The organism is Bacillus sp. 165, from assembly GCF_017742235.1.
In the GTDB taxonomy this organism is placed as follows: Bacteria; Bacillota; Bacilli; order Bacillales; family Bacillaceae_G; genus JAGHKQ01.
In genome coordinates, this window is record NZ_JAGHKQ010000003.1 from 495,077 (window position 1) to 516,935 (window position 21,859).

Here is a 21,859-nt window from a genome sequence, read left to right on the forward strand (position 1 = left end):
TATGTACAAACAAAACAGTTGACCTGTATTTTAATTCGTGTTAATTTGATTATGTAAAATATTTGTATGTACAAACAACAAAAGAGATGACGATAGTACTAGAAATTGGATTAATGAAACAAAATAAAAACTAGACAAGAATCACAAGACAAAAGGAGATTATCTAATGAAAACACTAGTGATTATTACTCACCCTAATCTTGAACAATCGCGAATTAATCGTGCTTGGATGGAAGAATTGAAAAAACATGAAGAAATTACAATCCATACTCTTTATCAAGCATATCCAGATGGAAAAATAAACGTCGCACACGAACAAAGCCTATTAGAGGCACATGACCGTATTATTCTGCAATTCCCATTTTACTGGTACAGCTCACCTGCTTTGTTAAAACAATGGCAAGATGAAGTACTTGCTTATGGCTGGGCATACGGTGAAGGCGGCGACAAGATGCACGGCAAAGAGCTGGGTCTTGCAATTTCAACCTTCGGTCCTAAAGATTCCTATCAGCCGACTGGCTACAATCATTTTACTATGGAGACTTTAACAACTCCCCTGCAGCAAACAAGCAATCTCATTGGTACTAAGTTTATGCCATTATTTGTGTTAAATGGTGTTATGCATGTTTCAGATGAAGAACTTGCAGAAAACGCAAAAGCGTATGTTAATCATGTTCTTCAGCCATCATTAGTTGAAGCTTAATTTAAAAAACTTGATTTAATCGAGGTTATTCTTTCTCTAAAATACCTCTATTGAATTAAACACTTGTGTTTTTTAAGGGAATTTTATTTGCATGTACAAACAATTATAAAACTTCTATCAGAAAGGTGATAAATATGAAAACCTTAGTCATTGTTGCCCATCCAAATTTGGAGCAATCGAAAGTAAATAAAACGTGGATGGACCGTCTTCAACAAGAAGAAAATGTAACGGTTCACAATTTATATGCACATTATCCTACTTTTGAAATTGATGTAAAAAAAGAGCAGCAGCAATTATTAGAGCATGATCGCATTGTTCTGCAATTCCCATTCTATTGGTACAGCTCGCCTGCTTTATTAAAACAGTGGCAGGATGTCGTTTTAACATATGGCTTTGCCTACGGGGCAGAAGGAAACAACCTCCACGGAAAAGAGTTTATACTGGCAATTTCAACTGGCGGTCCGGCTGAAGCTTACCAAGCCGGCGGATACAACCACTATTCCATGAGTGAGTTGACTCGTCCTTTCCAAGCGACAGCTAACCTGTGCGGCATGCATTTCTTGCCCTCCTTCCTTTTACAAGGAAGGAGGACACTTAATGAAGAAAGACTGCAAGAAAGTACGGAAGCACTGGCAGCTTACGTAACCAATCCAAATTTACGCGCAGGGCGCTAAACGGTCATGAGAGTTGAAAAACATTATCTAGTTTTATCCAGCATTAAGTAATCATGTATAACGACGGAAAAGCAGGATCACCCTTTATCGGGTCCTGCTTTTCCGTCTAAAAGAAGAAGATTAAATCATGGATAAAGAAGTCGCTATAGTTATAGGAGCATCACGTGGAATTGGGCGTGCAATTGCTCAAAAGCTTTCTGAACAAAGTATCACTGTCGTCGTCAATTATTTGATTAATAAGCAAATGGCCGAAGAAGTTGTGGAAAGTATAAAACAAAATAGGAAATTAGCTCATAGTATGGAAACTACATCTAATCAAACAATCCAAAATAAATGGACTTTAGAAGAGGAATATCATTTTTCTCTCCTGAAAGAGAATGAAGTGTGAAAAATTTCAGGAATCACTATGATTGCTAAATGGAAATTAGGGAACCCAAATCTCCTCGCTGAACAATAACCATCATATTAATAAAATCAATATCATGAAAAAACCTTACGAACATTATTAATTGTAATAAGTGTGGCTTTTGTAAACTACGACCACGGTCGTTGAGGAAGAAGACTTCTTCCTGTAATATGTTAAAGCTAAAAGCATGTGAAAAAATTAGGTTCAAATGATTCAATTGTGGTATTTAGTTGCTTATTTTCAGTCCCCATTTGCTCTTTCGATATTGTCATCAAGTCTTTGTATGTTGATAATAGAAAATCCACTTTTTAATGGTAGCATCTATATAAGGTAAATTCCATTCTTCCCTATCCATGTACAGCTTGCCGAGTATAAGAATCTTCTTCTATTAAAACATATTTGTTTTTTTATAGTATTTAATAAATTGCTCTTTCAGGTCTTTCAATAAGTCCAAGTCCAGTGAATTTATGCATTTGTTTGACAAAGTGTACTACTTTTCTAAATTCTATTGCATATTCTAAGTCGAACCATAAAATAACATTGTTGTTGTTATCTGGGCTCACTTTAAATTTATAGCCTTTAGCTTTAAAAGCTCGATGAACTCTGCTGCCTCGGATAAAACGAAAGTTAAATCGATTTTCTCCATGCAGACATCCGGCATCGTAACCAATATCCCCTTTCATTAAAGTTAAGTTTATGTATGAGTTTCGTTCTCCAAAGATTACTTCTTCACCAAGTTCCTCTTTTAGTTTTTGAAGATTGTTCACTGTAATCTCCTCCTAATTTATTTTCCCTACTCTCGCTCGAACTAAATTTTTCTATTATAACTATACTTAGAGTATATAAGCAATTCCTTAACCTACTACAATAAAATTTTCACCTTTAGGTTTTGAAATCCCTTTATCTTTATTGTAGCGAGATTTCAGACTTTCTCTGCACTAACTAGGATTACAAATTGAACGTTCTGCAACATACCAATACACTTCTTTATTTGTTTGAAATTCAGCAATTATAGCATCATCTGAATCAATTAAGTACATTCATGGATACTTTTTTTGAATATGTATTAATTTTTTCATAAATTGCAAGGATAACCCTTGCGTTTTATTATGGTTATTTTTCCTGTTTTTGTGACGATGGGTTCATTTGAACTGTTTACAGTGTGAAAAAAATGAACACTCTCTGCAAGACTACATCTTTTATTTTTTGAAGAAGGTTAAAACCAGAACATGTGAAATACGTATAGTAGAGAAATATTTTAGGGGGGTGGATAAAATGAGGTTACTAACTTTCATTGTTATTTGCTTTGTAGTGATACTAAGCGGTTGTCAAAGCAATGCTAGTACCGTATTAAACACTTCAAAACTTGAAAAAGTGAACGCTGAGGGCAATGCTACTGAAGAGCAGCTGAAACATTTACCGATTTCTTATAAAGCTCCCTCTTTAGAAGAAGGATTAGATGCTCTGCCTTTCGAAATCGAATTACCTAAAAAGCTGCCATCCGAATTAGGTACATTCCTCCCGCCCAGTATCGACGATTTTGAACACGATGGAAAGAAAATAAGAGTCAGTTTTTTAGCTTTTTCAAAAAACCCGCAAGATGAAATTTTACTCATGGTGACTGCTCATAACTTCGAAGTAGAGTTCGAAGGAATTGATGAGAAAGTTGAAATACAAGATGGTGTTACTGGATATTACTCAGGAAATACACTTGATTTTGTGAAGGATGAAATATATTACAGTATTTCTTATAACAAGCATATGGATAAGGAAGAACACCGAACAATCCTTATTGGACTAGCAAAACAAATGTTATAGAGATTTACATTGATACCTATAGCCAAAAAGCTCAATCCAAAGGGAATGAGCTTTTTTATATTTTCATTGAAAATAGTAATCTAAATTTTTTACTATTCGCTTCAAAGGGTGAATATAACCAAACGTGGCAATCTCTAGACCATAACTGTATCATACTCCCTAAATTACGGTTATATTCGTCAAGTTTGCTTTCGACCCTTTTAAAACAGCATAAGCTAACTTATCCATTGTAGCGCCATCAAGAATAGCTTTTGAAAAATCGGTATGCTTAATAGAAACATTTCTAAACACGGCATTTTTAAAAGAGGTTCCTGTTACGTCGACGCCATGAAAGATGGTTCCCGTAAACGTTTGATTTTCAAAGCTGATACCAGCTAAACCGGAATAGCTAAAATCCGTATAATCTAATACACAATTATGAAAACTTGTATTTTTTAGATTCGACATTTTTAATTTAACTCCGGTAAGATTAGCGTCATCAAATGTTACATCACTTAAATCACTGGCTATAAAAGTGCTGTTCGTTAAATCAGAACCGCTGAAGTCTGATCCCTTCAAGTCACTGTAGTTAAACTTCCCGTGATGCACGGTTACCCCTTTAAAATCTGAATTTCTAAGATTGATTTTTGAAAAATCGTGTTTTATCCTATGCTTCAGATCTTTTGTCTTATCGAAGATGCTTGCAATAATCTCTCTTATGGGTCCTTTAACATCTGCATCCTTCTCTATATATTCCTCTGTTTTAACAGAGACACTTTCAATAATTTCTTTTATATCTCCAATAGAATTGATGGTCATACGATAAGCTGTTTCATCATCATGTCCCTGATTTTTAAAATCGTTGAACTTTTCCTGTAAGTTCCCGTACAACTCTTCTTTCAATTCCTTAACCTCATGCATATCATCATAAGGTGCAAATAATCCATCTAAATAGTTAGTTACTTTCTCATTCATTGTTCATACCGCCCCTCTTATAATAATTGATCTAGGATACGCTTAGCGTTATCCCACTTTCTTTTGTTTTCAGCGTAAGTCTCTTTCCCTTTTTCCGTAATCCTATAGTACTTCCGTCTTCCGCCCTGGGTCTCATTGCCCCAATATGAAACTACATTACCGTCATTTTCTAGCCTCTTAAAGCTCGAAAACATAGTAGATTCCTTAAGCTCATACTCATTATTGGAGTTTGCGTATATTAGTTTCGATATTTCATACCCATATTTATCACCGCTCATCAGCAATTTTAAAATCATCGTATCCGTATGCCCTCTGAGTAAATCGGAGGAAACTTTATTATTTGTCATTGTATCACTCCCATATATACAACATACATCACATTACTACGACTGTCAAGGTAATGTGATAAACGTTTTACTTCTATTGTTAATGTATTAAAAATCCATACCTCCAAACAAAAAAACCAGTCGGAGCACAGGACTCCGACCGGCATTACAATCGTTCTTAAATTTATGACTCTAATTCTTTTATAAAAACAGGTGGAGCTCCGATTAATTTATTATCTTCATACATAAATTCCAACAAAGCTACTTTTTTAATCCGAGCATGCAGTGTATCGATCTTCTGAGAGCAATGCTGGAATGCTTCCTTTAATTTATCTGCATCTAATCTGCTTGCAATCGTGCAATGAGGAACCCATTTTCCAGGAACATACAAAGAGTTCGGATCATTGTTATATGTACTAAAATGCTTGTGATGACTGTTATGAAAGCCTAATAATGCTTGTGATAAGGTGGGTGAGAGAAATAAGGTGCCTGTATTTAAAAACATACCTAATACATTGAACATAATATCCACTGCAGGCTTCCTATCATAAAATGCATCCATATCCTGAATAAAACGCTCTTTATCAAGGGAACCATAGCTTGCCAATGTGATATGCGGTCTTTTATCCTGAGTTTCGACTGAGTAATGCGAAATGGATTGCTCACGTAATTCCCTCCATACATCATTTAAATATTGCTCAGTTGAATCATCAAAAAAAGCTACAACTGCATACATGATTTTGCCACCTTTACTCATGAATTCACTATATTTTCTAAATTATACCATGAAGATTATCATAAAAAATGCGTCAAAAGCCGTTTCACTGCGGTCTTTTGACGCATCTATAAAATACTATTACTTACCGTTCAATACCTTTTCACCCGTATCCGCTTCTCGTTTGAATAAACGAGAGTATACACTGTTCTCTTGCTGAATCAACGTATCATGCGTTCCAGTTTCCACAACTTTTCCGTTTTCAATTACAACGACTTTATGAGCCGAAAGTACTGTTGACAGCCGATGAGAGATGATTAACATCGTTTGCTGTGTCATCCGTTTTTGAATGGCTGCATTAATTTCCGTTTCCGTAATTGGATCTAATGCGGAGCTCGCTTCATCTAAGACTAGGATTGGTGCATTCTTTAAAATGGCTCTTGCAAGAGACAGCCGTTGTTTTTGACCGCCTGATAATAAAGTTCCGCGTTCTCCGACCGAAGTGTATAAGCCGTCCGGCAAGGACTGCACAAATTCTCCTAATCCGCTGTCTTTTATCGCACGAAGTAATTCTTCATCAGAAGCATCTTGTTTCCCAATCCTTAAGTTATCCGCAAGTGTCCCGTTTCGTAATTGCACATCTTGTGACACAACAGCAATTTGGTTTCGTATCCACCCAGCATTTAAGGATTGAATATCATGTTCATCGAGCTTGATGGAACCGCCATTCACTTCATAAAATCGCAACAGCAAATCAACAATCGTCGATTTTCCAGCGCCGCTCGGCCCTACAATCGCCACTGCTTCTCCGGCCTTCACTGAAAAAGAAAGATCCTTGAACACATCCTCAGGCTTTGTTGGATAAGCGAATTGAACGTTAGAAAATTCAATATTTCCTTCCACTTCCTTCAATACCCTCCCATTGCTTAACTCAGCATCGGCAGGCTTCTCAGCTAATAACAGTTCCGAACGATCCAAGGCAGGCCCCGTTTTTCGAACTGACAGCCAGTTTCTTAGCATTCTTTGTATTTCATTTGCAGCAATCGTCACCAGTCCGCCCGCTGTCAGCATTTGACCTGTCGTGATGCTGCTGTCCCAAATTAATAAAGCACTGATGCTGTAAACAACCGCAAGCGCAAAGCCATTGTAGCTCCCAATCACCACGACTGATTTCATTCTTGCCTTTAATTCATCAATGGAATGCTGTACAAACGACTTTCGAATCGTAACAACACTTTCAATCTCGTAATCTGTCACTCCCATCACGCGGGATAAATGAATACCCGTTACCGATTCCCGCAATCTCTCCAAATAGCGGGAGGCTTCCTGTCTTGCTTTTGCGGAAGCTGCTCGCATATTCGAACCGACTGCATTAGAAGTCCAGTAGAACAGTATTCCTAATGCCGCACTAGCAATCATTAAATAGGGATGAATCCATAACAGAACAAAGCTGTATATAATGACCCCTTGCACAGATGCCATGAAGGTCGATCCTTCCCATGCCAAAAAGTTATGTAATGTATCAGGATCATCCGATACACGCGCAAGCATTTCTCCAGATTGGTTGGTATGGTAAAAGGAATACGGCAAGATTTGCAGATGGCGAAACAATCGGAGCTTCTGCCAATTCGTCACTGATTTGGCGACATGATGGCAAAAATACTCGTCGATTATCATAAACGTTAAATCTAAGATTGCCGCAAAAATGATTAACCACATCAATCCCCACAGCAGTTTATTCGCATGCTCAGGAATAATACTATCCACTAACCACCCCATAGCTAATGTAGGAATTAAGGAGCCGCAAACTTGGCTTAGTGCAATCACAAAGGAATCTGCAAATACCCATTTACGATGCGGTTTTAGAAATAACAGGACTCGTTTGCCGTCCCGATTTTTGTTAGACTGTGTCATATTTATATAGCACTCTCCTTTACCAGCTCACTGTACTGTGCCATATATAATTGATAATATTGCCCTTTTAATGCCAACAGCTCTTCATGCGTTCCTTCTTCTGCAATAACCCCTTTATCCAATAAAATGATTTTATCAGCATGCTTCACAGTCGCTAGACGGTGAGCAATCGTAATGGTCGTTTTTCCCGGGATTAATGCTTCCAAGGACGCTTGCACACGTTCTTCCGTCTCTCCATCAAGAGAAGATGTAGCTTCATCAAATATCAAAATTGGCGGATGACGAAGAATGGCTCTTGCAAGTGCGACACGCTGCCGCTGCCCGCCTGAAAGCTTTAACCCTCTTTCTCCGACAATCGTCTCATACCCTTCCGGCAAGCCCTGTACCCATTCCATAAGCCCTGCCGCTTCAACAGCTATTTGCATTTCAGCCTCGCTGGCGTTTCGCTTTCCGTATAATAGATTATTGCGAAGCGAACTATTCAGTAAGAATGTTTCCTGTGATACAACACCAACCTGCTGACGGAACGAGTTAATATTTATATCCTTTAGGCTGTTCCCATCAACTGTAATGCTCCCCCTTTGCGGTTCGTATATGCCAAGTAGCAATTGAATCAATGTACTTTTTCCGCCTCCGCTTGTTCCGACAATACCAATGTGCTGACCTGCCTGAATACTTAGCGTAATTCCTTTTAGTACATTCTCTTCTGCTCCAGGGTAACGAAACAAAATATTATCAATGACTATATTGCCCTGTACCCTTCCGATGTTTGGCAGATGCTCCTCCTGCTCAAGCGGCAGGTCAAAATATTCATAGATTCTCTCTAATGCAGGAATGGCTTGCTGAATGACCATTGCATTTTCTGCAAGAGAACGGACCGGCTGAAACATCGTCGGAATAAATCCGAGGCAAGCAATCAATGTACCAACAGAAATCTCACCTCTCCAAATAGCAACTCCTCCGATTAGCATCAACACACCTGGCGTACCAGTATTGAATAAATTTCCTAAACGCCAGTTAACTTTCCCGATTAGCGCAGCACGAATAGAAAAGCTCTTCCATGCTGAAAGCTTTGCTTCCTGTTTGTTCATTTCATCCTCTTGCGTCTGATATGTACGTACGAGCCGAACAGATTCAATGCTTTCTTGCATATGATGATACATATCCGCCCTCATATCACGCTGCACGGCACCCATTTTCCGCACTGTTTTTCCAAGCTTAAAGGAAGGATATAAATAAATCATAAAAACAATCCCCATCATGACAGCCGCTGGCCAATATAACGTAATAACAGCGGCAAATGCGATAACGGCAGCAATGACCTGCTGAAGAAATCTTGGAATAACAGTATTATTTAAATTTTGTACCGACTCCACATCATGCGTTAAGCGATACAGCATATCCCCTCTCGGAGAAGTTGTAAAAAATGACATCGGTGTACGATGCAATCTCTTAAATGCCCGCAATTGCATATCAGTAATTACATCCAGTCCAATTTTCACCTGTACAAATTCCTGCAGTGCTTCAAAAACTACCTTAAATAAAAAACATCCCATAATTCCAATAATATAGTACAAAATTGTTTGCAGTTGCGTTTGGTCTACTACGATATCTACTATTTTTCCGGTCAAAATTGGCGGAAGCATCGTAAAAACTCCTGCAATACAGGAACAAATAACCGCCAAAACCAAACCTTTCCAATACGGTTTGAAGTGCTGCACCGTCTCTTTTAATAACTTCAAAGCAGTCTCCCTCCTTTAACAATTTTATTATTGTATAATAAATTTTGAATTTTTTCACTGTTTTTTATCAAAATATTTAGTAATCCCGAATTAACTAAAATGATCTATCCGTTTCAGTGCTTGTGGAGTAAGTTGTTCCAGCATGGTATAAAAAAAGCTTAAGGCAGCAATGCCCCAAGCTTTTGTTATCATTTAAAATGGATTGTCTTACACGCTCTTATCCACATTTTTATCCTGCTTATGTTTCTCCACTTCTTGAAGCAAATGTACAATTTTTGGGAATCCTAAGTTTTTGGCAAGCTGCACTGCATTATTGCCATCGTTGTCCTCTAGATTCGGATCTGCCCCGGCAACTAGGAGCATGTGGACAATGTCTTCGTTTTCGCTGTAAATTGCACTGTGCAGTAACGTATCTCCATATCCGTCTTTTGTGTTAACAGCAATATCGTGCTTAAGAAGAGCCTGTACCATGGCAGGATCACCTGCCGATACAATGATATGAGCAGGAACATCGCCATCTTGATTCATCAGCAGCGGATTGGCTCCTGCTTCCAGTAAAGCCAGCACAATATCACGGTTCATAAAGTCACCTTCATAATATAGAGTGGCATAATGCAGGGCTGTCCACCCTTCCTCATCTGCCTCGTCCACATTCGGCAACCCTTTCAATCGCGTATTCACTTCTTCTACATCGCCATCAGCAACAGCCAGCATGAGCGGTGTTGTTCCTTCTGCAGCTAGGGCGAAATCACTAAATACACTTGTTGTACGGGCAAACTCCCACGCCTTCATACCCCCGAACCCGATTCCAGCAAGTACAATTGGAATGACGATTAGACTTACAATCAATCCTTTCGGTATACCAAATTTCACATTTGTTTCAACGCCATTCCACGTTAATAAATGGTGAATGCGCTTTGGCAATGTAGGATGAGTCGACACTTTCTCCGCAAGCCATGTAAATACATGCGTTTCCTTGCTGCTTTCTTCTAAATAATTTTCTACATTAACTCTATGATACAAATCCTTTCCTACTGCCAGCATCGTTAACGCATTTTGAGCTGCTTGCTGATCATTCGTAAGAGACAATGCAATGCGGTCACATGTATATTCACATGCACGAGAATATGCTTCTGCCAAAAACGGAATCCAGCTTCCAGGCAAAATTATCAATTGTTTTATAATATGATTACGCTTATGATGCGCCAATTCATGAGCTAAGATGAAGGTAAGTTCATTCGTTGCGCGCTTTTCAATCAGCTCAAACACTTCCGCATACAAAACGACCATATTCTTTCGGAAGAAGCGGGTTGCAAAAGCATTTAAAATCCCTCCTGATTGAATAATGTAGACATCAGGAATATTTTTTATATTTAACTGTTCACACAAATTCTGATGAATATGGTATACTTCCTCGAATTGAACGGATGTCAGCTTCACTCCGTTGGCGCGAATATACCCTATATACACCCAATAAAGAGCTACCGGGATAAATACAACCAACAAAACTATAAATCCAATTCCCGTAACCGCAAGACCTATATAGGTCAAAATACTGAATACAAGCATAATCGCAAAATATAACCGTTCTTTTTTATGAACCAACTCTTTCATTATTCTCCTCCATAAAAACAGCCTGCGAATCTCGCAAGCTGTTTTCTTATTTTACTATTAAGATGCAAAAGATTTTACTTGCCTAATAATATCAAATTCAATTTCCTCATTAAGTGCTTCGACACGTTTTCCAACGAAAAACACATCGATAAAGGCCCAGATACCAAGTCCACCAAGAGTTAATGTCATCGCAATTGCCATGCCATAATTCTTTGTATAATATCGGTGTCCTCCAATACCGCCAAAGAAAAACCAAATGAGATACGCTATAAGCTTACTTTTTTGCTTTTTAGCCATTTCACCATTCACAATCGCCAATTGTTCACTTGTTAAGGATTGCTTTGCTTCAATTGCTTTCATCATGACCTCCATATGTATACTATGATTTTATTACTTACATTCTAACATTTTCATATTATAAAAGATATAAAAATGTAATATTTTTGAAATTAAAAATATTACATTTTTTCTGATAAATCACTATAGTATGAATACCCTTGAAAAATCATTGGCCTGACAAGTTCATTTGTTATATATTTTTTAACAATAAGTTATATATTTCTAACAAGGAGGAGTCATTATGAAGGTGAAATTTATATTGTTAGGCGTTCTCGCGATTGGTGTTATCGTTGGTATGCTTTCTCAAGTAATTCTGTTATTTCAAGCCAGTGACAACGCTCCTGCATCCTTCCTTATCATCGGAATCGTAAGCTTTGCAGGATTACTGTTTATGCTTATTAGAAATATCCTCCCTGAATTAAGGCTTGGCTTACCTTTAGAGGATGAGCGCTCAAAAAAGGTTAAAATTTATTCGGCAGGTAGAGCCTATTTTTATTCCTTATACATTTGGATTATCTTGTTCGCCTTGCAGAAATATTTAGATAAGGATGATGTGCTCATTTTAGGGTTATTCGGAATGGGGATATCTTTATATGTATCTTGGTTTTTCACGAGAAATAAGAAAGGTTTGGAATAATGAAAACAAAAATTAAAGAATACCGAGCCAAATACAATGTAACCCAAGCCGATCTCGCCAAAAAAGTAGGTGTGAGAAGAGAAACCATTAGTTTTTTAGAAAAAGGCCAATATAACCCTTCATTAAAGCTGGCAGTAAGAATTGCTCAGCAATTTCAAGTGAGCGTGGAAGATGTATTCATTTTTGAAGAATCTGATTGGGAATAACCGAAAACAGGACTGTTTAAATTTCAACAGTCCTTTCACTGTTTTACGCAACTATCATCTGTCTGAGTTATTGATTATTAATCTCTAACGTCAATCCTTTTATAAAAATCATCAACTATTGGATAAATATCTGGTTTTGTATAATAGTAAATTCCGTTTACTTGTGTTAATTCAAATTTAAAAGTCTCTACATCATTTTGAAATAGAATAACTGAATATTGAAATCCTTTTCTTTGTTCTTGATTTTTTTCTGGGATAAACTGGATGTCTCTTATTTCACTTAAAAAATCAGATATTAATTTTTTATCCATAATAGTTTTTTTATTTCCTGTCCTGCCGTCTAATATCACAATCATAGTTACATCATCAAGGTCTTTTTTATAAAAATCATTAAGCTGTTTTGTTTCTAAACCACAACTAGCTAACAGAAATAAAAAAACAAACGAGAAAATTAGTGTTTTTATTTTCAATAAAAATTCCCCCTTCTTACTTTTGTTATTTTCTAAAGGGAGCGTAAATTCCTATGCTCATCAGTACTTATTTTATAAATGAATCACTTTATTTTTTGTTCGATACTCTTAAAGCGAACCCTTTCTTCTTACAGTAATAGGTTTATTTTCGAATATCAAAGGGAGAACAAATTTAATAGGAAAGGATTACATAGTACTTCAATAGAATACGTATAGAGCTAAAATGCACTGCTCTTATTCACAATTGATAGGAGTGAAGATATTGAACTATGATTTTAATGTACTGCAGTTAATTCCTTTAGTTGACTCTCACAAAAGGTGCATTGTAGGAGTGGATGGATTAAGCCGTTCTGGGAAAACGACTTTCACAGAAAAGCTTAGTGATTACTTGAAAAAAGAAGATATTAAATATGTTATTTTTCATATTGATGACCATATTGTTAATAGGAGTCAACGTTATAATACGGGCTTTGAAGAATGGTATGAATATTTCTACTTGCAGTGGGACGTTGCATGGTTAAAAGAACATTTCTTTGAAAATCTTAAACGTAGCAGTCATATTGATATGTCGTTTTACAATAAGGAAACCGATACCCATGAGCATAAAACAATTATTTTACCTAAAGCCGGGTTAATTGTTGTTGAAGGAGTTTTTTTGCAGCGTAAAGAGTGGAGAAACTTTTTTGACAAAATACTATTTTTGGATTGTTCTAGAGAAAGAAGATTTGCTCGTGAAACAGAAACTACACAACGTAGCCGTATGAAATTTGAAACGAGATATTGGAAGGCAGAAGAATACTATATAAACACATTTAGTCCCTTACAAGGTGCCGATCTTGTTTTAAGGACATAGCATAAATATTCCGTTATAGAGGACAACAGCGTTTATTTGTTATTACTTGTATTTGAACACATGACAGCTTGTACCTTCCTACATTCAATGTATAAATACAAAAGCATGGAGAGGATATCAATGTCTAAAATCACTGAACATTGTCACATTCGGACTGGCGTATTAGAAGATGCAAAAGCAATATTAGATATACAGAAATCTGTTATCTCTGAAGGTAAGTATTTCATTTCCGTTTCCGAAGAGTTTAATAAAACACCTGTGCAACAAAGAAATTGGTTACACAAATTATTAAAAAATGAAAGAGAAACTTTAATGGTAGCTGAAATAGACGGTAAAATTGTTGGATGGATTGTATTTCAAACTCAGGATAGAAAAAGAATGACTCATACTGGTTCGTTCGGGATGATGATTAGCAAAGGATATCGCAGTATGGGAATAGGGAAATTGCTTTTGCAAGCATTATTAGAGTGGGCTGAACAGAATCCTTTAATAGAAAAAGTAAGTTTAGGAGTTTTTTCAACAAATCATAGAGCAATATCCTTATATAAAAGTATGGGGTTTCTGGAAGAAGGTCGGAAAATAAAAGAATTTAAGTTTGCTGAAAACAAATATGTCGATGATATTCTAATGTATAAATTAGTGAATTGAGTGAGCAAGTTATGTTACCCCCACTGGAGAAAATACTTATGAACTGACAACACGGACTACATCACACGGTTTCAGCAATCTTATTCACAATATGAACGACTTAGAGGGAAATTTCCTCTAAGCCTTTTTCTTATTTATTCAGTTAAAGCCCTTTTATGTTGAATACGGTATTTTTCTTTCAAAAGAAGCTACTGTAACTGATTAGAAATGTGTTTACTTCTCCTTTTACTAAATATTAACCAAATGATGAATAAAGAAAACAAACATAAGATGGCTTTCCCTTTCCAATTCCATATCAAGACCTGCTGTATAGAATATGCTTCTATTACGAGTGAAGGTATTTTTCCTATTGTACTCGCAACGGAATAATTGATTATACCTACTTTGCTTATCGCACCCGCTAATGTCACAATGCCTGATGGGATAAACGGCAATATCCTGAGAGCGATAATCATAAAAAATGCTTCGATTCCTTTTGATTTCGTTAATTTTGTTACATATTTATTTTTTATTCTCTTTTTATTCAAAAGCTTCTTCATACCTTTACGATATAGAAAAAAACTAACAATCGCTCCAAATGCTTCTCCTATAATGGATATTAACAATCCATTTTCAAATCCAAAAAATTTAATATTCACAGCAGTGATAAAAAAGCTTGGTACAATACCAAGAACACTAATAAGAATATTCACTAGAACACTGAACGCAATTGCATAATCATTCAATATCTTAAACCAATCTAAGAGATATGTCTCCAACTGCTTGCTCTCCTTTAAGCTGCTACCGAAATAATAACGTCTCATTCATATTTATTTATACAACTCTTCTGCGCGCTGGCTGAATAACAAACTTTTAATATGTTTAGTTTAACATAATTATATTACCTTCAAATAATCTATTCGATACTTCTTTATTTTCAAACTGGTGTTCATATCGATCAATCAAAATGTCTGACACATTCCTTGTGACGATTCCCTTTTGATTCTATTACTCTTCAAGAATTTGTCTATCGTATTATCCTTACTTTTTTCTCATCAGAAGAAGTGCTTGCAGGATAAAGCATACCGCTGCTATAAGATAACAGACAAACGGAAACCAAATCACTTTTTCAGCGTGTCTAATAAACGCTCCTATGAAAACCAATATCGCTCCAGCATATAATAAAAAATACTTTAGCATATCTTCCTCCCCACTCCTTTATCTATCAAAATATGCTGTTTTAACGTTTGCAATGCTACCTCTTTCCGTTCACTATAAAGATATAAAACTTACGTACATGATATACTAATAGAAAAAGAATAAGGAGATTAGCATATGTATATAAAAAGATTCCTCTACGCAGCTCTAGGTCCGCTTTTTCTCTACATAGTGTTCGCCTCTTATCTTATGATTTCCACAGCAAGAAGCTTCCCAACAAAAGAATCAGAACATTTAATCGTGCTCGGAGCTAAACTGAACGGAGTTGAGCCAAGTCTTGCACTGCAGGCTCGGTTAGATACGGCCCTTCTGTATCTGCAAGATCATCCTGCTATGAAGGTAATTGTTTCCGGAGGACAAGGTGCAGATGAAGATATTGCAGAGGCATATGCTATGGCTCGCTACTTAGAAAAAGCAGGAATAGACAGCAAGCAAATTTTATTAGAAAATCAATCGACCAACACCTATGAAAACATCAAATTTTCCATAAAAAAATTTAAGCTGAAGGATGCTGTAATTGTGAGCAACGGTTTTCATCTATACCGGGTAAAGACTATCGCAAACCGGCTGGGCTTAGAAGCAGAAACACTTGCGGCCCCGACTCCCGCAATTGCGAAGCTAAAATCGTATCCTCGTGAATATATAGCAATTATCAAAACATGGTTATTTGATAAGTGATTCTGCCTGTCCGATTAATTTGGAGCTGATATGAAGAAGTTCCCTTTGTATCAGCTCCGTTTTTCGTTATCAAGCTGCGCCGCAATCTCTTTCCCAAAATGTCCTAATGTCCCCTGTGCATAGGAACGAACTACCCCCGGCACGAGTGATTGCAGCACCTGCTTTTCATATTCGCTGTTATATCCTTTGCTTCGAAGTTCGTTTTCAAGCTCTTTTGCCGCTTTAATTGCATAATAGGTAGCAAGTCGATTGACCTTTTCTACCGTCTCCTCCTTGTCAACAATGACACGGCCTATTTGGGAATAAAGCCCACTGATTACAGGATGAGGTTCTTCTATAACAAATAACCCGTTTCCGTTCTCTCGTAAATCATCTGCTTGTCCAACAAATTTTACCCCTGTCCATTGAAGAGAAGAATACTGCTTCTGTAAGCGAGAAGTCGGTACTGCGGTGGCCATATTAATAAAAAGCGGTTTATGCAGTGATTTTATACTTTCTGTAAAAGCATCTATTCTATTTGCCGGAACGGCTGCCATAACAAGATCGGCTTCACCAAGTTCCTTCATTGTTACAGCTTTATGGAGCGAATACTTCTGCACGCATAAGCTTGCTTTTTCACTATTTGGATGAAAAACTCCTAGTGATATGCCACACTTTTCAAATTGCGTCAGCAATGCTGTTCCTAATTTCCCAATACCAGCAATAACAATTTGCATATGAACTCTCCTTTTCGGCTCTATTAATCTAGTTACTTTCTTTATGGAATAAAGTTATCCCTTCTTTCCTATCTTGTCTTTTCAATCTACTATGAAATTGGCTGTACTCTTTCATAAATTTCATCTCGATCGTTCCCGTCTGACCATTCCTGTGCTTGCTGATAATAAGCTCCGCGATGCCCTTCTTTTCACTATCGGCATTATAATAGTCATCCCGATATAAGAATGCGATAATATCAGCATCCTGTTCAATTTGTCCGCTTTCCCGTAAATCGCTCATCATCGGCCGCTTATCCTGCCTGCTTTCAACCCCGCGGTTGAGCTGGGATAATGCTACTACACATACATTAAGCTCCCGTGCCATCAGCTTCAGCATGCGGCTAATATCACCTACCTCCTGCACGCGGTTTCCATTAAATTTCGGATCACCGGCAATAAGTTGCAAATAATCGATAACAACGAGTACACGCCGATCTGAAAATTCCCTGCATGCTCTTCGCACCTTAGACCATATATAGCTGACAGGTACGCCGGGCTTGTCGTATATACGTATAGGAAGATTGTTCACTTCTCCCATGGCGTCCAGTGTATGCTGCCAATCTTCATGGTTGAAAGAATACATGGCATTTTTGAATTTGGTGCCATCAACATTTCCAATGCTGCTTAATACTCGTTTCATAAGAGATTCGGCACTCATTTCAGATGAAAATATAACTACTGCATCTTTGCTGTATGCAGCATGAACAGCCACATTTAACGCAAATGCAGTTTTTCCCATGCTTGGACGGCCTGCCACAATAATTAAGTCCTGCGGCTGAAGTCCGCCCGTAATACTATTTAAATCCTGAAAGCCTGTATCAATTCCCTTCAGGTCGCCTCTATCGGTCTTTAAATCTTCATACACTCTTATTAATACCTCATCGAGCGCCCCATCCTCATCAACCTCTGCATCCTCTAATTGCATCCATTCCGAAATGCTGGACTGAATGACAGAGCTTATCTCCGCACCCTCGTATATTGATTGCTGGATAATTTGGCATTTTTGAATCACTCGGCGTTTTCGCCAATAATCAAGCACCAAGCTTTCATATTCTCGTACATTGGCAGCGGTCGGTGCACTGTTTGCCAGCCTGTAAAGATAAGACACCCCTCCCGCAGCCTCTATCTTCCCGCACCTTTCGAGTTCTTCCGTTATCGTAACCAAATCAATACTTCTATTAGTATGATTGAGCTCTTGCATCACTTGTAAAATAAGGACATGGCTTCGTATAAAAAGCTGTTCAGGCCGCACCTTCAATTCCTTAAAGCAATCAGGATCTAAGAAAACTGCACCAAGGAGAGCTTGCTCCCCTTGTGCGCTATACAACTCCCCTGTTGTACTCATCTTATCTCTTCTCCTCTCAGACCTAACATCTTCGCCATTTTCTGCAAATATCGCTTTGCATCCCTTGGTGCCGCCGCATGTATTCTCTCTTTTTCTTGTTTTTGCAAGCTCATTTTTGTTTCTTTAACTCCCGGTGTTACATGCTCATCTTCATACCATTTCACTATATCCGCCGGCTGAGGAGGATACGATGAGTGTTTTAAATACACAGCTAAACTATGATGTATTCTTTCATTTTCATAATCTTTCAAAACCATAGTCCACATATCGATTTTTGTTTGATTTATATCAAAACTAGGAAACAGCTTCTTGATTTTCTGCAACAAATCGTAAACCTCACGCTTAGTCATCGAGATCAAACTCCTCCTTTCGATCCTTCTTCTGCGTTTTGCGGCTTCCCTCAAATACTCGGCGTTCCTCTTCTACTTCCTTCAAGGTCGTTATCCCGCTTGCATGCCAATCCTTCAAAATATGCGTTACATAAGTCCAGTTTTTACAATTATGCACTAATGCGCTCTGCATCGCTTTCACCACTAAATCATCACTCAACTCCCTAACCCAAGCCTGTATATCCTCCCGAATAAAAGGAGTTAGCTTTCCAAAGTTTTTTTCATAAAAAGAAATGGAAAGAGGGGCAGCAGCAGGTGTTTTCAAAGCCGCGTAAGCGGATGCTTCTTGCTGCTGTTCTTGTTCTTCTTCTCTTTCTTTTTCTTCTTCTTTTTCTTTTTCTTTTTCTTCTTCTTTTTCTTCCTCATAGACTTGTGATAGAGTATCGATACTGTATCCAAGCCGCTTACAAATAACTAAGAACATGGATACAAACGACTTATATTTTACCTTCTCCAGCTCTTTTGCAATGCACAGCTTGACCTTAGGACTGTTCATTTTGTTGTATTTCATCCAATTCACAATCATAATCTCTTTCGTTTCCTTACTGTAGCGAATTTTCCCATACCGAATAAAACGTTCAAGAAGCTTTTCCACCGTTTCCCGGTTATACCCCGTATCCGTTTCAATCGTACGAGTATGCAGTTCATAAATCCCGCATTGCTTTGTTCTCCTGTTTGTCATCAAATATATATAAAAATATCGTTCTTCTGGAGTCAGATCCACTACAAAGCTGTCCTCCCAGTAGTCAGTATGTACTTGCCTGAAAATCGCCATCTTCTGCAGCCTCCTCTTTTCCACTATCGGTCTACTATACAGACAAGAATCCGTATAAAAACCGCTTTACTAATTAAATAGCTGGAAGAACAGTAAAATGGGTCAACTCAATTATATTTTTCATAATTTTGTTAAAGTAAACTGTTGATATTTAATATTGGAAAAAAGGACTGTCACATTTGATATTATCCCCTTATAGTAGACACGAAAAAAAGCCCATCTGATAAAATGGATGGGCAGTCTACTATTGGGGGATTTTATTATGCCATTAAAGGGAACAAAATTTAAACACTATTCAAATCAACTAAAACTTAAGGCAGTAAAACAATATGAAAATGGTTATGGAAGTTACGTTTCAATTTCAAGGAACTGAAACCATGCTAAATAATAACACTCTCTTATTTCACTAACAAAGATGTTGGTCGAAGAAGGAATTCAACAAGTCAACATTATCATGTAACAGAGCCATTAAAAAAAGAACCAAACATGGTTCTTTTATCGATTGCTATAGCACTGCCAATATACCTAATAGGATAATAAGCCCTCCTGCTATTCTATTTACTACTACAAGGTGGGGTGTTATCTTTTTCTTAAATACGCTTACAACAAAGCTAAGAAACAGCCACCATAGAGAAGCACCTACGAACACTCCGCTTATTAACGCAAGGGATGTGGCTGCTGAGCCCCCCTGTTGATTAAAGCCAAGCCCCGTAAACATAGCAACAAAGTTTAAAATGGTTACCGGATTCGTTATCATCAGTAGAAAAGTAGACGCGTACATAGAAAGCAAGGTTTCTCCCCTAAGATCTGCAGCGGTCTTGGCAGGCGTTTTTAAAAACGTCTTTATACCTAAATAAAATAAAAATATCGAGCCAAATACTCTTAAATACACTTCTTGCTCCATTAAAAAAGACGAAACTACCGAAAACCCAAATGCAGCGATACTTGCATAAATTACATTTGCCGAAACGGCTCCAAATCCGGTCAAAAAGCCCGCGGCTCTTCCTTTAGAGAGCGTTCGTTGAATGCAAAGCAACCCAATCGGCCCAACTGGAGCAGATACAGATAATCCTAAAATAAAGCTTTTGATAAATAACATAGTTCTTCTCCTTTTACGACAATAAAAAACCTTTCATCCCTAAAAAAGGGACGAAAGGTTATCTTCCGCGGTACCACCCAAATTGTCTGCACGACCAGCTTTAACGAGTACAATCATACTCTCCAGCTCTAACGTTCCGGTTACGTCTAAGTCTACTCTTGCTGTACAATTTCGGTTAGAAACTCCAAGGTGTTATTCATATATATCTCCTCACCGGGCTTTCACCACCCCCAGCTCGCTACGGATTACAATATATTACTTGTCCTTATCTTCGTCTATATGTGCTTGTTTTTATTTTATTATAGTATTATATTATTTTGTTGCAAGTATTATTTTAACAGACTATGTAAAATTGCTCTTAGACAACGTACTGAATCTACTGGTTAGGACTGTTCCTTCATACATCTGTCCAGCTGTTCAAGCACCATAGGCCATGCCTGCTCATGCTTGCTTTTCGACTCTTCATCTGGAAAGCCTGCATGGGTAAGACGCAGTTTGGTTCCATTATCCTTTGCATGAAGTTCAACTGTAATAACAGTCTCAGCTCCCTTTGTTCCCCCGGCTCCCGTAACCCACGTCATTTCAACAAGACGGTCTCTTTCAAGTCTCAAAAACCTCCCATAATGAGGGTGACGCTGCACCTCACTATGAGGACTCGGTTTAAAAACTGTTTCAAAATAGAAAGCAGTGTCCACCTCTCCTTGCATTAACACAGTTCCAGGTGCTGCAAACCAAAGATCAAATTGCTTCGTCCACGCTTGGAATAATACATGAGGCGCAGCATCCATCAACCGTTCTACCGTCAGGCTGAACGGTCTAGCGGTCAAGTCAGGTATAGTAATCGGCTTCATACTATAGTCCTCCCATTTTATTTTTTAAGGCATATAATCCAAAATAACGTAGAGAGAACTACGCCCTTGAATATGGCTATGTTTTCTTTTACAGCACACTTTCAATCGCGCTTCTCATATCCTCTGGAGACGTTTTCGGAGCAAAGCGCTCTACCACATTTCCATTTCTGTCGACTAGGAATTTTGTGAAATTCCATTTGACTGCTTTAGAGCCAAGCAGACCTGGAGCTTCCTTGCATAAATACTGGAACAGCGGATGAGCATTGCTGCCGTTTACATCGACTTTAGCGAACACCGGAAACGTCACGCCGTAGTTCATCTGGCAAAAGCTAGAGATTTCTTCATTTGTCCCCGGCTCTTGGTTCATAAATTGGTTGCAAGGGAATCCTAAAATCACCAAGCCACGGTCCTTATACTCTTCATATAGAGCCTGCAAGCTCTGATATTGCGGCGTAAATCCGCATTTGCTGGCAACGTTGACAATTACAAGAGCCTTGCCTTCATACTGCTCTAAAGATACCTCCTCTCCTTGAATCTTTTTTACTTTAAAATGATATGCTGACATAACATTACCTCCATATCCATAATTTTGCATTATCTTTAATATAATCGATTTTTCTATACAAAGTCTATTAATTGCACCTCTTAAAAAACTAAATATTCTAAATAGACAGAAATAAATAGACAGTATGATTGAAATCTCTTACAATAAAATGTGAATAAGCAGACATAACATCCAGTCTATAGATGT

General features: G+C 37.7%; 27 protein-coding genes and 1 other annotated feature. Of the genes, 9 read left to right on the forward strand and 18 right to left on the reverse strand.

The features are described 5' to 3' along the window. Positions 1–166: 166 nt before the first annotated feature. From J7Q84_RS07380 to J7Q84_RS07390, 3 genes are all read left to right on the forward strand, one after another. The gene (locus tag J7Q84_RS07380) at positions 167–703 is read left to right on the forward strand and encodes an NAD(P)H-dependent oxidoreductase (RefSeq protein WP_209093859.1); all 537 of its coding nucleotides are present in this window, start codon (positions 167–169) and stop codon (positions 701–703) included. A 134-nt stretch (positions 704–837) separates the two neighbouring features. Then, positions 838–1,377, forward strand: a complete 540-nt coding sequence (locus J7Q84_RS07385) for an NAD(P)H-dependent oxidoreductase (protein WP_209093860.1) — start codon at positions 838–840, stop codon at positions 1,375–1,377. 127 nt (positions 1,378–1,504) lie between these two features. Next, on the forward strand, positions 1,505–1,765 hold the full coding sequence (locus J7Q84_RS07390; protein ID WP_209093861.1) for an SDR family NAD(P)-dependent oxidoreductase: 261 nt from the start codon (positions 1,505–1,507) through the stop codon (positions 1,763–1,765). A 434-nt stretch (positions 1,766–2,199) separates the two neighbouring features. On the opposite strand, the gene J7Q84_RS07395 is transcribed toward J7Q84_RS07390, so the two are convergent. Further along, entirely contained in the window at positions 2,200–2,550 is a 351-nt protein-coding gene (locus J7Q84_RS07395) for a hypothetical protein (RefSeq protein WP_209093862.1), read from the reverse strand. A gap of 508 nt (positions 2,551–3,058) precedes the next feature. On the opposite strand from J7Q84_RS07395, the gene J7Q84_RS07400 reads away from it, so the two are divergent. Next, a complete protein-coding gene (locus J7Q84_RS07400; protein WP_209093863.1) occupies positions 3,059–3,601 on the forward strand; it encodes a hypothetical protein in 543 nt (180 codons plus the stop codon). Positions 3,602–3,760: 159 nt separating this feature from the next. Here J7Q84_RS07400 and J7Q84_RS07405 read toward each other — a convergent pair whose 3' ends face one another. From J7Q84_RS07405 to J7Q84_RS07435, 7 genes are all read right to left on the reverse strand, one after another. After that, the gene (locus J7Q84_RS07405) at positions 3,761–4,555 is read right to left on the reverse strand and encodes a pentapeptide repeat-containing protein (RefSeq protein ID WP_209093864.1); all 795 of its coding nucleotides are present in this window, start codon (positions 4,553–4,555) and stop codon (positions 3,761–3,763) included. Positions 4,556–4,572: 17 nt separating this feature from the next. Next, positions 4,573–4,902 carry a PadR family transcriptional regulator gene (locus J7Q84_RS07410; protein WP_209093865.1) on the reverse strand — a complete coding sequence of 110 codons (330 nt, stop codon included), beginning with the start codon at positions 4,900–4,902 and terminating at the stop codon, positions 4,573–4,575. Between the two features lie 163 nt (positions 4,903–5,065). Then, positions 5,066–5,617, reverse strand: coding sequence for a 2'-5' RNA ligase family protein (locus J7Q84_RS07415; protein ID WP_209093866.1), 552 nt, complete (start codon positions 5,615–5,617; stop codon positions 5,066–5,068). Between the two features lie 120 nt (positions 5,618–5,737). Further along, on the reverse strand, positions 5,738–7,510 hold the full coding sequence (locus J7Q84_RS07420; RefSeq protein WP_209093867.1) for an ABC transporter ATP-binding protein: 1,773 nt from the start codon (positions 7,508–7,510) through the stop codon (positions 5,738–5,740). A gap of 2 nt (positions 7,511–7,512) precedes the next feature. Next, positions 7,513–9,252 (reverse strand): ABC transporter ATP-binding protein, encoded by a 1,740-nt coding sequence (locus J7Q84_RS07425; protein WP_209093868.1) that lies wholly within the window; start codon positions 9,250–9,252, stop codon positions 7,513–7,515. A 207-nt stretch (positions 9,253–9,459) separates the two neighbouring features. Continuing rightward, entirely contained in the window at positions 9,460–10,866 is a 1,407-nt protein-coding gene (locus tag J7Q84_RS07430) for a M48 family metallopeptidase (RefSeq protein WP_209093869.1), read from the reverse strand. Positions 10,867–10,923: 57 nt separating this feature from the next. Beyond that, positions 10,924–11,226 (reverse strand): TM2 domain-containing protein, encoded by a 303-nt coding sequence (locus J7Q84_RS07435; RefSeq protein ID WP_209093870.1) that lies wholly within the window; start codon positions 11,224–11,226, stop codon positions 10,924–10,926. A 220-nt stretch (positions 11,227–11,446) separates the two neighbouring features. Here J7Q84_RS07435 and J7Q84_RS07440 point away from each other — a divergent pair, with 220 nt between their 5' ends. Next, entirely contained in the window at positions 11,447–11,842 is a 396-nt protein-coding gene (locus J7Q84_RS07440; protein WP_209093871.1) for a hypothetical protein, read from the forward strand. Continuing rightward, entirely contained in the window at positions 11,842–12,048 is a 207-nt protein-coding gene (locus J7Q84_RS07445) for a helix-turn-helix transcriptional regulator (protein WP_209093872.1), read from the forward strand. Before J7Q84_RS07440 ends, J7Q84_RS07445 begins: the two co-directional genes overlap by 1 nt. A gap of 77 nt (positions 12,049–12,125) precedes the next feature. On the opposite strand, the gene J7Q84_RS07450 is transcribed toward J7Q84_RS07445, so the two are convergent. Further along, positions 12,126–12,518: a hypothetical protein gene (locus J7Q84_RS07450; RefSeq protein ID WP_209093873.1), complete on the reverse strand. Its 393-nt coding sequence runs from the start codon at positions 12,516–12,518 to the stop codon at positions 12,126–12,128. A 262-nt stretch (positions 12,519–12,780) separates the two neighbouring features. Between J7Q84_RS07450 and J7Q84_RS07455 the strand changes: the two genes are divergently transcribed. Then, entirely contained in the window at positions 12,781–13,371 is a 591-nt protein-coding gene (locus tag J7Q84_RS07455) for a kinase (RefSeq protein WP_247739125.1), read from the forward strand. Between the two features lie 114 nt (positions 13,372–13,485). Beyond that, positions 13,486–14,019 carry an N-acetyltransferase family protein gene (locus J7Q84_RS07460; RefSeq protein WP_481747537.1) on the forward strand — a complete coding sequence of 178 codons (534 nt, stop codon included), beginning with the start codon at positions 13,486–13,488 and terminating at the stop codon, positions 14,017–14,019. A 188-nt stretch (positions 14,020–14,207) separates the two neighbouring features. Here the strand turns inward: J7Q84_RS07460 and J7Q84_RS07465 are convergent, their stop codons facing one another. Next, the gene (locus tag J7Q84_RS07465) at positions 14,208–14,777 is read right to left on the reverse strand and encodes a TVP38/TMEM64 family protein (RefSeq protein ID WP_247739127.1); all 570 of its coding nucleotides are present in this window, start codon (positions 14,775–14,777) and stop codon (positions 14,208–14,210) included. A 262-nt stretch (positions 14,778–15,039) separates the two neighbouring features. After that, the gene (locus J7Q84_RS07470) at positions 15,040–15,198 is read right to left on the reverse strand and encodes a hypothetical protein (protein ID WP_209093876.1); all 159 of its coding nucleotides are present in this window, start codon (positions 15,196–15,198) and stop codon (positions 15,040–15,042) included. A gap of 207 nt (positions 15,199–15,405) precedes the next feature. Between J7Q84_RS07470 and J7Q84_RS07475 the strand changes: the two genes are divergently transcribed. Beyond that, positions 15,406–15,894 (forward strand): YdcF family protein, encoded by a 489-nt coding sequence (locus J7Q84_RS07475; protein WP_247739141.1) that lies wholly within the window; start codon positions 15,406–15,408, stop codon positions 15,892–15,894. A gap of 50 nt (positions 15,895–15,944) precedes the next feature. On the opposite strand, the gene J7Q84_RS07480 is transcribed toward J7Q84_RS07475, so the two are convergent. The 7 genes from J7Q84_RS07480 to J7Q84_RS07510 form a co-directional block, all read right to left on the reverse strand. Then, entirely contained in the window at positions 15,945–16,610 is a 666-nt protein-coding gene (locus tag J7Q84_RS07480) for an NAD(P)-binding domain-containing protein (protein ID WP_209093878.1), read from the reverse strand. Positions 16,611–16,638: 28 nt separating this feature from the next. After that, positions 16,639–17,994: a replicative DNA helicase gene (dnaB, locus tag J7Q84_RS07485; protein ID WP_209093879.1), complete on the reverse strand. Its 1,356-nt coding sequence runs from the start codon at positions 17,992–17,994 to the stop codon at positions 16,639–16,641. After that, on the reverse strand, positions 17,991–18,344 hold the full coding sequence (locus J7Q84_RS07490) for a replicative helicase loader/inhibitor (RefSeq protein WP_209093880.1): 354 nt from the start codon (positions 18,342–18,344) through the stop codon (positions 17,991–17,993). The genes dnaB and J7Q84_RS07490 overlap by 4 nt, the downstream gene beginning before the upstream one ends. Further along, on the reverse strand, positions 18,337–19,158 hold the full coding sequence (locus J7Q84_RS07495) for a DnaD domain-containing protein (protein ID WP_209093881.1): 822 nt from the start codon (positions 19,156–19,158) through the stop codon (positions 18,337–18,339). Before J7Q84_RS07495 ends, J7Q84_RS07490 begins: the two co-directional genes overlap by 8 nt. A 505-nt stretch (positions 19,159–19,663) precedes the next feature. Beyond that, positions 19,664–20,257 (reverse strand): LysE family translocator, encoded by a 594-nt coding sequence (locus tag J7Q84_RS07500; protein ID WP_209093882.1) that lies wholly within the window; start codon positions 20,255–20,257, stop codon positions 19,664–19,666. A 43-nt stretch (positions 20,258–20,300) separates the two neighbouring features. Beyond that, positions 20,301–20,538: a binding site (T-box leader), on the reverse strand. Positions 20,539–20,640: 102 nt separating this feature from the next. Further along, positions 20,641–21,108 carry an SRPBCC family protein gene (locus J7Q84_RS07505; RefSeq protein ID WP_247739128.1) on the reverse strand — a complete coding sequence of 156 codons (468 nt, stop codon included), beginning with the start codon at positions 21,106–21,108 and terminating at the stop codon, positions 20,641–20,643. A gap of 88 nt (positions 21,109–21,196) precedes the next feature. Then, positions 21,197–21,673 carry a glutathione peroxidase gene (locus J7Q84_RS07510; protein WP_209093883.1) on the reverse strand — a complete coding sequence of 159 codons (477 nt, stop codon included), beginning with the start codon at positions 21,671–21,673 and terminating at the stop codon, positions 21,197–21,199. Between the last annotated feature and the right edge of the window lie 186 nt (positions 21,674–21,859).